This is a genomic window from Streptococcus sp. k-628, assembly GCF_013277475.1.
Lineage (GTDB): Bacteria > Bacillota > Bacilli > Lactobacillales > Streptococcaceae > Streptococcus.
This window is the reverse complement of sequence record NZ_VMMZ01000045.1, coordinates 1-12760: the sequence shown is the minus strand read 5'-3', so window position 1 is coordinate 12760 and position 12760 is coordinate 1. Positions and strand designations below refer to the sequence as shown.

The window sequence follows — 12760 nt, the reverse complement described above, 5'->3', positions numbered from 1 at the left end:
CTAGCTTCCTAGTTTGCTTTTTGATTTTCATTGAGTATAAAATACAAGAAATACCTCGATTTTGAAGTCGAGGTATCTTTTTTTTACATTTGGACAATCTTGCGATAGCTTCTTGAAGTAATCATAAAAATCAAGACATAGGCGATGAGGAAGATAGCGCAGATAGACAAGGTCACAATCAACATCATAGTCGTATCCAGTACACCAATCACTTTTAAAATCAGACTAAGCATATGGTAGGCAAAGGCTAGATGTAGGAAGGCAAAGAGCAAAGGAAGGAAGAAAACAGTTAAAACCTGTTTGTTGATGGTTTGCTTGATTTGCTTTTGATCCAAACCGACTTTCTGCAAGATAATAAAGCGTTCACGGTCTTCGTAGCCTTCAGAAATTTGTTTGTAGTAGATGACCAGAACAGTTCCGACCATAAAGATAATGGATAGGAAAATACCGATAAAGAAGACACCACCAAAGAGGGCACTCATCTGAGAACTAGCATCTGATAGATTGCTACCATAAACATAGCTACCTTCCGTGTTTAATTGAGCATTAAATTGATCGAGGTATTTATCATACTCGTCAGCGACCTTGAGTTGTTCTTCTTCACTGGCATTTACATTTATGCCACCGTAAAACTGATTATAGATAGCCGAATCTGGGAATTGATCCAAAAAGGCTTGTAAATCAGGTACAACAAGGTAATTGTAATCAGCAGTCAAAATATTAAACTGATTTGGGACATGGTTGACAATAAAATCTTTATTAAATTCTTCTTTGACAGAAAATTGATGATCATTCAGAGTTAGAGTTTTCTGTTCTTTAACTCCCTCATTCTTGGCAAAGAGTCCGACCTCATTTCCTGATAGAGACAGTTTTTGACCAGTCATATTTTCATAATCTTTTTGGTCAAATACCATGAAAACTGTTGTGGGTTGGACACGATTTTGTCCTTTTTCAAAAATAGTTAACTTATTTCCTTCTTGGTTTGCAACACCAAAGTAAGCGTAACGAAGAACTTCTTTCTCTTTGACACTATAACCTTTGTCACTTGCAAACTGGCTCAAGAGTTTGTCCAAATCTTCTTTTTCAACATTTTGCCCTGAAACTCCAAAATCATGAGGATTTAGAACTTTTTTAAAGCTTTCTGCGGAATTGAAAATGCTTGTCGCTGCTGACATGGTTACCAAAACCATTGTTGACAAGATAGCGATGGTTGCTAGTCCAACTGCATTTTTCTTCATACGGAAAATCAAGTTGGAAACAGAGATGAGGTTATTAGGTTGGTAATAGTATTTCTTATTTTTCTTTAAGATTTGAAGGAAAACGGTAATCCCTGCATTGAACAAAAGATAGGTACCAAAGATAACCAGTAAAACAGCTAGGAAGAAGGTTGTTAAGGCTGTAAGAGGATCTTTTACCGTAAGGGCAAGATAATAGCCAATCCCTAAACTAATGGAACCAAGAATGGTTTGGAGAGTTAGGAAACGACCTTTTTTCTCTCCACTAGCTTTCTCACGAGAGAGCTGGAGGGCATTCATACGGGCGATTCGAAGGGCATTCAGGAACATGAGGCCTAGGAAAATCAAACCGAAGACAACAAGTACTGTAATGACAACTTTCATCTGGAAGGTAGCGACCAGCTCAACCTTCAATTTCATCAGTTTGAGCAAGAAAGCGAAAATCAACTTATCAAACAAGGCTCCAATACCGATACCTGCTCCAACAGTTAGAATCCCAAATAGCACTAACTCCTTAAAGGTCATACTGATCAGGTGACGTTTCTCCAAGCCCAACATGCCATAAATTCCCAGTTCCTTGGAACGGTTTTTCATAACAAAACTATTGGCATAGAGGACGATAATGGCTGACGCAAGGGTGACGACAAACATACCAAATCCAAGTGTAGCCTGAATGGTTGTTCCTCCACGGATTTCAGCAATCTTTGGATTGAAAGTTAGAGAGTAAAATAGATAGGTGACAGTGACTGCTAATAGAACAGCTAGTGCAAAAGGATAATAGAGTTTGCGGTTTTTAATCAAGTTCGATACCGCTAACTTATTGGTTAATCGAAACATACTAATTCACCTCGCTTGCCATGACAGTCAAGGTGTCAGAAATTTCTTGGAACATCTGACGCTCTGTTTTTTCTCCACGGTAGATTTGGTTGTAAAGAATGCCGTCCTTGATGAAAAGAACACGTTTAGCTCGGCTGGCCGCAGCTGTTGAGTGAGTTACCATAAGAATGGTTTGCCCGCGCTCATTGATTTCATCAAAAACATCAAGAAGTGCTGCAGATGATTTGGAGTCAAGAGCTCCTGTCGGTTCGTCCGCAAGGAGAATTTCAGGTTCTGTGATGATGGCGCGGGCTACTGCTACACGCTGTTTCTGCCCACCTGAAATCTCGTAAGGGTACTTCTCTTGTAATTGGTTGATGCCTAGATTTTCAGCTGTCACCACCAATTTCTTCATCATCTCCGTAATAGGTCTTCTTGACAAGACAAGCGGAAGCAAGATATTGTCCTTAACAGACAGAGTATCTAGCAAGTTAAAGTCCTGGAATACAAAGCCCAACTTTTCACGACGGAAGCTAGAGGCCTGTGAATTTTTAATGGTTGCGGTATCCGTTCCATTTAAGTAAACCTGCCCACGACTTGGTTTGTCCAGCATAGCTAGGATATTGAGAAGAGTTGATTTACCAGAACCAGACTCACCCATGATGGCAACGTAGTCACCCTTTTCTACGGTAAAGTGAATATCCTTGAGGGCCTCTACTTGGTTGCCCTGAAAACGAGTTTTATAAATTTTTTGAACGTGTTTTACATCTAAAAGTGTCATGAGAATCTCCTTTCTTAATATCCCATCAAATGAAATGTTGCTTGCATCATAGCGCATCCCAGCTGAACACGCTCGATATCTTTGTGACTTGGTTTTCTTGTTTTCTTCTGTAAGATTTGTTTCATGATGTTACTCCTTTGTTCTTTATGAGTCTAGTTTACATCAAAAAAAGACCGCTTGCCATAACCTAACCTTACAAAAAAGACTTTAATCTTACATTTTTGTAAGATTGGGGGAATGTAGGCAAAATTACTTATAAAATGATTTGATTTTCTATTTTTAAAATTGTAAAATATAAGTGTGAAAAGGCTTACTTTTGAAAGGAGGAAGCGGGAACTAACATTTGAGTAAGCTTACCTAGATAACATACCATTAAATTTAACACTTGCAAGTCGTTCAACCTATAAGGAAAGAAGGTGCGCTTTAATGAAACACAAAGAACATATACTCATCGGACTTCTCTATCTCCTCTCTCCATTCATCGGTCAGCTCTTAGTTGAAAAGACATACTTTATCGGTACACAATCTACAGCTACTGCTTATGCTATTTGCTGGCTATCAGTTGTTATCAGTATCCATCATTTATCAAAAAATGTATTGTCTCAGCATGAAAAATCAGATTAGAAATCTAAGTTCAAAATAATATTTTTAGTTTGTAGATGAATCTGGAAAAATATTATTAAAAGTAAAAAAGCTTTAAATCAAGTAATTTAGACTATTGATTTAAAGCTTTTTGCGTATTCCAGATCTTTTGTAGAACCTCACCAAAACCAGCCTTCATTATCGTCAATGGCTTGGGCTTCTTTGCGTTTTCGTGGGCCTGTTCCGTACATTTCTGCTTCGATTTCTTCCTTGGTAGGCATGATAGAAGCTAGGATGATATAGATAATCACACCAAGCCCAAAGTTTGCAACTGTAAAAATGGCAAACAAGAAACGAACAAGGGTAACATCAAAGTTCCACTTGTCTGACAGACCCGCCAAAACTCCTGAAATCATGCGATTTCGTCTCATTTTATAAAATTTACTGTTCATGATATTTCCTCTTTCTGCTAGGTTAGACATAGTATAACACGGGTAGGCTCGGCTTTCATCAGTCCTCAGGCTGATTTATCAGTAGCAATTTACCTCTACAAACTCCACAGCGATAGCGTATAGTATCAATCCTTCTCTTGCGATGATAAGTTTGCTGGCAGGATTGACAACGATAAAGCTTGATTGGCTTGGAGTTGTTATTGTGCAAGGAGGGCACAAAGCGTAATCCATCCACTGCTTTCAAAAGGGCCTTAAAATCCCGATCCTTGTGTTGATAGCCCTTCCCTTGGAAATAAAGGTGATAATGACAGAGTTCATGTCGGACAATTCTCCTAAAAACATCCAGACCCAGTTCCTGATAAACCTTGGGATTAAAATCCAGATGCCCATCTTTGGGGAAAAATCGCCCACCTGTCGAACGTAGACGAGAATTCCACTGAGCTTGATGGATAAAAGGTCTGCCGAAGTCTTCTAGTGAAACCTGCTTGACGTAATCAGTCAGTTTCATTTGGAGCCAGGAGCGACAGATTGACTTTTTCACGTTCAGTATCAATTTTCTTGACCCAAACGGTCACCAAATCTCCGACTGACACCACTTGGCTGGGATGTTTAATAAATTTACGACTCATGTGGGAAATATGAATCAAGCCGTCCTCGTGAATCCCAATGTCAACGAAGGCACCAAAGTCAACGACGTTACGCACCACACCTTCTAGCTTCTGACCAACCACTAAGTCTTTGATATCTAGGACATCTTGGCGAAGTACAGGTGCGTCAAAGGAATCACGGAAATCTCGACCTGGTTTGAGAAGGTCTGCAATAATATCTTTAAGAGTTTCTGGACCAAGGTCTAACTCTTGCGCCATTTCTTTGACTGAAAGGGACTTGAGTTTACTTTGGGCTTCTTCATTCAAGTCTGTAATATCCAAACGTTTGAAAAGTTCCTTAACGGCAGCGTAATTTTCTGGGTGAACTCCTGTATTATCAAGGATATTGCTACTTTCAGGGATACGAAGGAAACCAGCAGCCTGCTCAAAGGCCTTGGCTCCCAGACGAGGAACTTTCTTGATTTGGGCGCGTGAAGTGATTTTTCCTTCTTCTTCACGGTATTTGACAATATTTTCAGAGATGGTTTTATTGAGTCCAGCTACGTGTGAAAGAAGAGCTGGGCTGGCCGTATTGACATTGACACCAACTTGGTTCACCACGGTCTCCACGACAAAGTCTAGACTTTCAGACAATTTCTTCTGACTGACATCATGCTGGTACTGGCCGACACCGATTGACTTAGGATCGATTTTGACCAATTCAGCAAGGGGATCTTGCAAGCGACGGGCAATAGAAATAGCAGAGCGTTTTTCAACAGTCAAGTCTGGAAACTCCTGACGAGCAAGTTCGCTGGCAGAATAGACCGAAGCACCACTTTCATTTACGATGACATAACTAACCTCAGGAAAATCTTTAAGAACTTCCGCCACAAAGGCTTCACTTTCTCGACTGGCAGTTCCATTTCCAATAGCTATAATCTCTACACCGTATTGACCAATCAAGTCCGCCAGATCTTTCTTGGCTTCTTCGATTTGACGAGCTGATGCTGGTTTGACAGGATAAATGACCTGAGTTGTCAACATTTTTCCTGTTGCATCAACGACAGCTAGCTTGGCACCTGTACGAAAGGCAGGGTCAAATCCTAGAACCACGCGCCCTTTCAGCGGAGCAACCAAGAGCAGATTGCGTAGGTTGTCAGAAAAAAGTTGGATAGCTCCTTCTTCTGCTTTTTCAGTCAATTCTGTTCGAATACGGCGCTCGATAGCAGGTAAGACTTTTTTCTTAACTGACTGCTGAACCACTTCATCAATATAGGCATTCTTCACCTTGAAACGAGCAGCAAAGAAGGCAAGAATACGGTCCGTCGCATGTTCAAAACTGACCTTCAAAATTCCTAGTTTCTCCCCACGATTAAGCGCCAAGGTACGATAGCCTTGCATAGTTCCCACTGTCTCTGAAAAATCATAGTAAATCTGAAAAACCTGCTTTTCATCAAGACTTTCATCCTTGACTTGAGAAGTAAGTTTAGAGTGTCTCAACACCTCCTGATAAGTCATGGCGCGCAGTGTCACATCTTCCGATAAGGCTTCAACCAAAATATCAACTGCACCAGACAATGCTTCCTTGCCAGTCGCAAATCCTTCACAGACAAACTTTTCAGCCTCTTTCTCTAAGTCCGCTACATTCTGCAAGATTAAGCGAGCAAGAGGAAAGAGTCCAGCTTCACGAGCAATGGTTGCCTTGGTTCGACGCTTTTCCTTGTATGGAAGATAGAGTTCTTCTACGTCTGCTAATTTTTCGGCAGCTAAGATAGCTTCTTCCAATTCCTTGGTCAACTTGCCTTGTTCTTGAATCTTAGCCAAAACAGCTTCCTTGCGGTCATTGAGATTGGTCAGACTTTTATCCAAGTCGATAATGGCCTTAATCGCCACCTCATCCAGACTACCAGTCATGTCCTTGCGATAACGCGCGATAAAGGGAATAGTCGCCCCTTCAGCTGTCAAACTTAGAACGATATCAATTTGCTTTAAAGTCACTCCCAAATCCTGGGAGATTTTTTCATATTTTTTATCCATGAATCTATTATACCACAAGCTAAACGTTTCAAATTAGCTCTTACAATTTTAAAACATAAGTTGGGAAATAAATTTACTTCATTTCAACATTCTATTCATTGAGAAGGTTTCAATTTGAAATTCTACTAGATTACAAAAGAATCTATGAGTAATTTCACTGTTTTTATTTTTTACAAAACGCTTTATAAAGCTATTGTTGAAGTTAACGAATCAATTTTCAGAGCAAATAAAAAATCGCAAGCCTGAGCCTGCGGTGGGGATAATCTTTTTTGAAATTTTTAAACAAAAAAGAGTATTTAAGCTCCCTCCTTTGAAATAACGGACACTTGGCTGGTCGGTGTACCCAGCATCTCAGATACCTTTTTCAAGGTGCGGCAGTAACCTTTCTGCCCTCAAATGTCTTTCGTTAATGTAATTCTAGCACTATCTACTTTTTTTTGTCAAGCTTTCTCAATCTACCAGACTTAATCAGGATTTATAAAGCTCTATTATTCGTTAGATACTCAATTTTAACTTTTCCCTTTTCCTCAAAATAATAGTATAATAGAGGTAGAATTTAGAATTGAGGTACACCTATGGCTGTAAAATTTACAAAACGAGACGACTTGGACAAGATGTTTGAAGAGTTTGCGAAACTCCCAGATTTGAAGCAGGTCACTTTCCCTGATGACAAAGAGAAAAAAGCTAAAGCAGAAAAGAAAAACTAGATGACTGCTTTCCAACAACTCCCGTCTAGTGTGCTTCAGACTGGGGCTATTTTTCTCTCTATCATCATTGAAGCCCTACCCTTCGTTCTGATAGGAAGTATTGTCTCAGGGCTGATTGAGGTCTATATCACACCTGACAAGGTTTATCATTTTCTCCCTCGAAATCGTTGGGGGAGAATCTTTTTTGGGACCTTCGTTGGGATACTTTTCCCTTCTTGTGAATGTGGAATCGTCCCCATTATCAATCGTTTTCTGGAAAAAAAGGTTCCCAGTTACACGGCCGTTCCCTTTCTTGTGACAGCACCTGTCATCAATCCTATTGTTCTCTTTGCGACCTATTCTGCCTTTGGGAACTCCTTCCATGTCGCTCTGTTACGAGCTCTAGGTTCCATTGTAGTGGCTGTGATACTTGGGATTTTTCTAGGATTCTTCTGGCAAGAACCGATTCAGAAAGAAAATCGTTTGGCCTGTCATGAGCACGATTTTTCTCATTTGAGTCCTGCAAAAAAAGTTTTTCAGGTTTTTGTGCAAGCAATTGATGAATTTTTTGATACGGGACGTTATTTGGTATTCGGCTGTCTCTTTGCTTCTGTGACACAGGTCTACGTTCCGACTCGAATTCTGACCTCTATCAGTGCGACTCCTCTTTTTGCCATCCTGCTCTTGATGCTTTTGGCCTTTCTTCTTTCGCTCTGTAGTGAGGCGGATGCCTTTATCGGGGCTTCTCTTCTCTCGAGTTTCGGATTGGCACCAGTTATGGCCTTTCTGGTGATTGGCCCAATGCTGGATATCAAAAATATTCTCATGATGAAAAATTACTTGAAAGCACGATTTATCAGTCACTTCATAACGATTGTGACTCTTGTCGTCTTAGTCTATTCCCTCTTGATTGGAGTCATCCTATGATTCGATTTTTAATTTTAGCTGGCTATTTTGAATTGACCATTTATCTCCATCTGTCCGGAAAATTAAACCAGTACATCAATATGCACTATTCCTATCTAGCCTATATTTCCATGGTGCTTTCCTTTATCTTGGCTATTGTTCAATTGTATATCTGGATGAAGCAAGTCAAAACCCACAGTCATCTGAACAGCCGATTGGCCAAGGTGACGAGTATTGCTCTTCTGGCTATTCCTATTGTCGTCGGTTTAACTTTTCCAACTGTTAGCTTGGATTCTCAGACCGTTTCTGCCAAAGGCTATCATTTCCCCTTATCAGAAGGCACGGATCAAGCCATTCAGACAAGCGAAGGCACGACAAGCCAATATTTGAAACCAGATACCAGTTCTTATTTTTCAAAATCTGCCTATGAAAAGGAAATGCGAACTGCGGCGGATAAATACTTGTCCCAAGATAGTATTCAGATCACTAATGAAAACTATATGGAAGTCATGGAGGCTATCTACGACTATCCAGATGAGTTTGAGGGTAAGACAGTCCAGTTCACTGGCTTTGTCTATAATGACCCCAGTCATGCCAATAGCCAATTTCTGTTCCGCTTCGGCATTATCCACTGTATCGCGGATTCCGGTGTCTATGGATTGCTGACCAAGGGAAATACCCGTCAATATGAGAATAACACCTGGATAACAGCCAAAGGAAAACTGGTCAATCACTACCATAAAGAACTCAAACAAAACCTCCCAACCTTAGAAATCGACAGCTTTACCAAAGTCGATAAACCAGAGAATCCCTATGTGTATCGCGTGTTTTAAAAAAGCAAGATAAAAACGAACAAGTTCTCTTCTGAATGACAGAAAAAGAGCCTGTTCGTTTTTTGTTATCTGAGTATTAATGATTTGTAGATTTTCATCTTATAACATTTTAAGCAATACAAGTACCTCATAGAGAATAAGAGAACCACTCATTAATCATACTAGCGATTTCTTTGGGTGCTTCAGTATAAAGCTCATGGCTAACGTTTTCTAGAAAAATAGTATCAAAATAATCTGGTAATTCTTTTAGGGTTTCCTCTCTCCATCTAGCTTCATTAGGATAGCGAGGACTGATAAACAAGGTATCTCCCACTTCTCTCTTAAAAGCTTGTATTTTCCTCCGTAGGCTGAGTATCGCTTCTATATTTTCATAATTTATAGCTAACTCATATCTATTATACTGCGCATTCCAGTGATAGGACTGCCTTACGGCTTTCTCCATATTTTCTGACCAATGCTTTGCTTCGGATTTTTCTTTAGAAATAAGAAGATTTAAGTCCGAAACAACTTGAGATTCAATATAGTTTTTAGTTTCCTCTAACTCTGTATCTAAAGGTAAAATCTTATCTAGATCTAGATAGCCACCATCCAAAAGAATCAGTTTTTTCACTTCATGAAATTCCGATGCGAGATAACGAGCCAAATCCCCTCCAAGAGAATGGCCTATCAGACAGATAGATTCTTCCTCTACAATCTCATTTTTAAACCATAATTTCAATTCTATTTCATCTCGAAGATGCTTTTCATATGGATTTAGAAAATAAATCTGCGAATTTAGTTCTTGAAGAAAATCCTTGCTATGATAGATATTGCTTCCCAGACCGCCAATAAAATATTTTTTCATTCTCTACTTAATACTATGCTTATTCATCTTTTGTTCAAAGATAGTCGTGATAATTTGACGCAATTCTTCGCGTTCTTTTTCTGGAATTTCACCACTTGTTTGAGCTGCAGCGTAGAGTTCAGGGTGTTCAATTGAAATGCGTTTTACAGTACGTGTCGTAGCATGTTTTCTGACGAAAAATGGGATTCGCTTAATCAAGTCTTGTGGTACTAGAGCAAGAATCTTCTCAGCAGTTTGCTTGTCACTAATCTTAGACGTAGTCAGCCCCTTCTTAATCATTTCCTGTTCTTTTTCTGTAAAATCTTTTAATTCCATACGATTAGTCCTCCTATTTTCTTTAAGTTAAATTATAAACCAATCCAGATAAAACTACAAATGGACTGTCTGGAAATAGATGCAATACTAAAAAGAAGACGCTGTTTTTACTTCTTAATCTTCCTCCTCAGTCACTTCCCATACTTCTGATTGATAGCCATTCCCATCAATATCGTATCTTTGGATATAGCCAATAAATGTTTCATTTTTTCCTGGTTTCTGGCTATTAACGATTGAAATAACCCACCAACTCATCAAAAATATAAATAAAAGTCCTAAGATTACTGTCATATCATACTACCATTAAAGCTTAACCCACTTATCATTATCCATGATAAAAGGCTTAGCCAGTCCCTCGCCTGTATAATCCGCATACTTGGTACCTAAATACTTGTAACAATCTTCCTTGCTGGCAAATTTAATCGCTTGGTAAGGCTCTTCGAAAGTCAATTTCTCTACAAATAAGAAACCGTCATCAGCAGGTACTAAGACTCCAACGTGGCCTACAAACAGATACTCGCCATCCAGATTGTCGTGCAAGACTACAGACAGCATTCGAGCTTTGTCGTTGAATTGAAATTGTGAGAAGAATGTTTCCATCTTTTCAGCGTGAACCTTGACATCTGTAGTTGCCTCAGTTGGAACTCTCGAAAATAGAATATCAAACTCTTCCTTATCTTTGGAATCCAAGACCTTTCCTTTATCAATCGCATCGTTATCTAGGAAAAGCAATTGGTCATTTTTTTCAAGCTTTGGAATTGTGACTGAATTTTTCAAAAGACAATAACTATTGATACGGCAGTTGGTCCCAACAAAATCGCCCTTCTCTTGATTCCAGAGATGACTGATTTTCTCAACATCGTATTCGGTGTGAGTAAAGGAAGTGAAATCTCCCGATAAGCCAGTTGACCCGACAATGGTATTATAGTCATTAACGAGATTAAAAAATGTATCAACACTTTTTGGATTCAAATGGGCTGATAAGAGAGATTTGACCTCTTCTGTACTTACCTGGTTGTTTAGGTTGGTGTATGAAGCTTTCCATGGAACTTTCGCTGAACTGGTTTGCCTTTGACTCGTCCCGTTCGAAATTGTAGCATCTTGTTGACAAGCAACCAAGCCTAAAAACAAAGCTGAACAGATTCCTAATGAGGCTAATTTTCTTGATTTCTTCATCTTTTTCTCCGATTTGTTTTTTTTGTTATTTCCTTAAGCTTGATTTAATTATAGTAGGCGTTTCGTGCTCTGTCAACAAATTTTTTATGAAAACACAACAAAGTTTTCATTTTCTTGGATTTCGTGTGATGCTTTACTTATAAAAACAGAAAGCGATTTTATTCGTGGATAAAGAAGAGATTGCGATTTTTAGAGGCAAAAAATAAAACAATATAGACTAGTAAATAGTTGGACTCAATAAAAATTGGGTACTAAGATAGGTATAAATAAAAATGCCATTGGAAATTATGAAAAAAGGGTTAGGTCTACTAAGAAAAATACTATATTTGATTTAGCTAAAGTATTCAGTAGCTTGATTGATGCCCTCTTTCCTCCAGTTCAAAAGGATTCTCCTAGCGATATCCAATCTATCTACGACCAACGGACACCACCCAGACAAGGTAAAGTCCTAACCTATGCCGAGAGGCAACTGTATGAGCAGAAAAACGAAGAAGAAACGAAGATAAACGAAGTATCATAAAAATCATCAGACTGGACGACTACAGACAGACTACTTACTCTCGTTTTAGGTAGTTTATCTCTGCAGGTAGCCGCTTGATGCAGGATGACGATTTAGATATGGAGTTTCCATTCTATGAGGATGAAATCCCAGACGACTACGACGCAATCGCTTATGTCGTCAGCAGGTCCATGGAGTCAAAGATAAGAAACAGCGACTACCTATTTATCAAGAATACCCCACAGATTGACTATAATACCATCGGCATCTTCCAAGTAGACGGCGCTAACTATGTCAAGAAACTCCGCCAAGGTTACCTCAAAAAAACTCAATCCCGAATACCCCGACATCCACCTAGACGAAAGCAACCATATTCGTACTATCGGGAAAGTTGTCAGGCTATATAGGGAGAATTAAAAAAGGGGGGAGAATGGCGATATAAAACAAACAGATTTTAAAGGATTCGAAAAACTTTGAAAAAGTTCATTCTACATTTCAAAAAAAGAATAAGTGACCTAAAGCAGATTAGATTTTGTTAAACAATAGTGATATGTAAATTTAGAGAAAGGCATTTAAGATCACTTTGCAAAAGGCAAATACTAAACTAGCAAAACCGATAAACCAGCCCCTTAGTTCCCATATTTTCAGGCACACACTCCTTAGTATACTAGCTGAGAAGAATGCTATAATGGTTAGAATAGAACACAAAGACGCTAAAACAATAAATAACATCGACACTCACGTAAGTAAAAGAATGGAGCAAGCTGCTTTGGAGGTTTTAAATACCATATCATTAAATCGAAAATATATCAGATCGAATCTAGACAAGTAGATTGCGATTGCTAAAACATTTGTAGAAATTCATTTGACTTTCCTAATCAATTTGTGCATATCTTATTTCATACTCAATGAAAATCAAAGAGCAAACTAGGAAGCTAGCCGCAGGTTGCTCAAAGCACTGCTTTGAGGTTGTAGATAGAACTGACGAAGTCAATAACCATATATACGGTA

The 12760-nt window shown here is 39.0% G+C and carries 13 protein-coding genes and 1 pseudogene; 5 read left to right on the top strand and 9 right to left on the bottom strand.

Translation table 11 applies throughout. The features are described from left to right. Positions 1-83 precede the first annotated feature (83 nt). Both HT730_RS06695 and HT730_RS06690 read right to left on the bottom strand, forming a co-directional pair. Complete coding sequence (locus HT730_RS06695) at positions 84-2072, bottom strand: ABC transporter permease (RefSeq protein ID WP_173307149.1); 1989 nt, start codon at positions 2070-2072, stop codon at positions 84-86. A gap of 1 nt (position 2073) precedes the next feature. Then, positions 2074-2832, bottom strand: coding sequence for an ABC transporter ATP-binding protein (locus HT730_RS06690; protein WP_000173358.1), 759 nt, complete (start codon positions 2830-2832; stop codon positions 2074-2076). Positions 2833-3258: 426 nt separating this feature from the next. On the opposite strand from HT730_RS06690, the gene HT730_RS06685 reads away from it, so the two are divergent. Beyond that, positions 3259-3456, top strand: a complete 198-nt coding sequence (locus tag HT730_RS06685) for a hypothetical protein (RefSeq protein WP_061439469.1) — start codon at positions 3259-3261, stop codon at positions 3454-3456. Positions 3457-3593: 137 nt separating this feature from the next. Here HT730_RS06685 and HT730_RS06680 read toward each other — a convergent pair whose 3' ends face one another. From HT730_RS06680 to HT730_RS06670, 3 genes are read right to left on the bottom strand one after another with little or no spacing between them, the layout of a single operon-like run. Continuing rightward, positions 3594-3866, bottom strand: coding sequence for a PspC domain-containing protein (locus HT730_RS06680; protein ID WP_001085044.1), 273 nt, complete (start codon positions 3864-3866; stop codon positions 3594-3596). 58 nt (positions 3867-3924) lie between these two features. Next, a complete protein-coding gene (locus tag HT730_RS06675; RefSeq protein WP_173307148.1) occupies positions 3925-4374 on the bottom strand; it encodes a SprT family protein in 450 nt (149 codons plus the stop codon). Then, a complete protein-coding gene (locus tag HT730_RS06670; protein ID WP_173307147.1) occupies positions 4361-6490 on the bottom strand; it encodes a Tex family protein in 2130 nt (709 codons plus the stop codon). Before HT730_RS06670 ends, HT730_RS06675 begins: the two co-directional genes overlap by 14 nt. Positions 6491-7065: 575 nt before the next feature. Here HT730_RS06670 and HT730_RS10640 point away from each other — a divergent pair. The 3 genes from HT730_RS10640 to HT730_RS06660 are packed head-to-tail and all read left to right on the top strand — an operon-like array spanning position 7066 to position 8915. Next, positions 7066-7197, top strand: a complete 132-nt coding sequence (locus HT730_RS10640) for an SPJ_0845 family protein (protein WP_000268685.1) — start codon at positions 7066-7068, stop codon at positions 7195-7197. Then, positions 7198-8103: a permease gene (locus tag HT730_RS06665; RefSeq protein WP_173307146.1), complete on the top strand. Its 906-nt coding sequence runs from the start codon at positions 7198-7200 to the stop codon at positions 8101-8103. Continuing rightward, positions 8100-8915, top strand: a complete 816-nt coding sequence (locus HT730_RS06660; protein ID WP_173307145.1) for a TIGR03943 family protein — start codon at positions 8100-8102, stop codon at positions 8913-8915. The genes HT730_RS06665 and HT730_RS06660 overlap by 4 nt, the downstream gene beginning before the upstream one ends. A 127-nt stretch (positions 8916-9042) precedes the next feature. Here HT730_RS06660 and HT730_RS06655 read toward each other — a convergent pair whose 3' ends face one another. The 4 genes from HT730_RS06655 to HT730_RS06640 all read right to left on the bottom strand — a co-directional run bounded on the left by HT730_RS06655 (position 9043) and on the right by HT730_RS06640 (position 11250). Then, positions 9043-9759: an alpha/beta hydrolase gene (locus HT730_RS06655; RefSeq protein ID WP_173307144.1), complete on the bottom strand. Its 717-nt coding sequence runs from the start codon at positions 9757-9759 to the stop codon at positions 9043-9045. A gap of 3 nt (positions 9760-9762) precedes the next feature. Beyond that, on the bottom strand, positions 9763-10074 hold the full coding sequence (locus HT730_RS06650; protein WP_173307143.1) for a hypothetical protein: 312 nt from the start codon (positions 10072-10074) through the stop codon (positions 9763-9765). Positions 10075-10188: 114 nt separating this feature from the next. Further along, positions 10189-10365: a hypothetical protein gene (locus HT730_RS06645; RefSeq protein WP_173307142.1), complete on the bottom strand. Its 177-nt coding sequence runs from the start codon at positions 10363-10365 to the stop codon at positions 10189-10191. Positions 10366-10377: 12 nt separating this feature from the next. Then, entirely contained in the window at positions 10378-11250 is an 873-nt protein-coding gene (locus HT730_RS06640; RefSeq protein WP_173307141.1) for a DUF4300 family protein, read from the bottom strand. A 597-nt stretch (positions 11251-11847) separates the two neighbouring features. On the opposite strand from HT730_RS06640, the pseudogene HT730_RS10680 reads away from it, so the two are divergent. Then, positions 11848-12000, top strand: a pseudogene (locus HT730_RS10680) (S26 family signal peptidase); the annotation flags it as partial. Positions 12001-12760: the final 760 nt, after the last annotated feature.

Coding starts and splice junctions, on each gene's coding strand:
- HT730_RS06695 (WP_173307149.1), bottom strand. CDS start 2,072: ATGTTTCGATTAACCAATAAGTTAGCGGTATCGAACTTGATTAAAAAC.
- HT730_RS06690 (WP_000173358.1), bottom strand. CDS start 2,832: ATGACACTTTTAGATGTAAAACACGTTCAAAAAATTTATAAAACTCGT.
- HT730_RS06685 (WP_061439469.1), top strand. CDS start 3,259: ATGAAACACAAAGAACATATACTCATCGGACTTCTCTATCTCCTCTCT.
- HT730_RS06680 (WP_001085044.1), bottom strand. CDS start 3,866: ATGAACAGTAAATTTTATAAAATGAGACGAAATCGCATGATTTCAGGA.
- HT730_RS06675 (WP_173307148.1), bottom strand. CDS start 4,374: ATGAAACTGACTGATTACGTCAAGCAGGTTTCACTAGAAGACTTCGGC.
- HT730_RS06670 (WP_173307147.1), bottom strand. CDS start 6,490: ATGGATAAAAAATATGAAAAAATCTCCCAGGATTTGGGAGTGACTTTA.
- HT730_RS10640 (WP_000268685.1), top strand. CDS start 7,066: ATGGCTGTAAAATTTACAAAACGAGACGACTTGGACAAGATGTTTGAA.
- HT730_RS06665 (WP_173307146.1), top strand. CDS start 7,198: ATGACTGCTTTCCAACAACTCCCGTCTAGTGTGCTTCAGACTGGGGCT.
- HT730_RS06660 (WP_173307145.1), top strand. CDS start 8,100: ATGATTCGATTTTTAATTTTAGCTGGCTATTTTGAATTGACCATTTAT.
- HT730_RS06655 (WP_173307144.1), bottom strand. CDS start 9,759: ATGAAAAAATATTTTATTGGCGGTCTGGGAAGCAATATCTATCATAGC.
- HT730_RS06650 (WP_173307143.1), bottom strand. CDS start 10,074: ATGGAATTAAAAGATTTTACAGAAAAAGAACAGGAAATGATTAAGAAG.
- HT730_RS06645 (WP_173307142.1), bottom strand. CDS start 10,365: ATGACAGTAATCTTAGGACTTTTATTTATATTTTTGATGAGTTGGTGG.
- HT730_RS06640 (WP_173307141.1), bottom strand. CDS start 11,250: ATGAAGAAATCAAGAAAATTAGCCTCATTAGGAATCTGTTCAGCTTTG.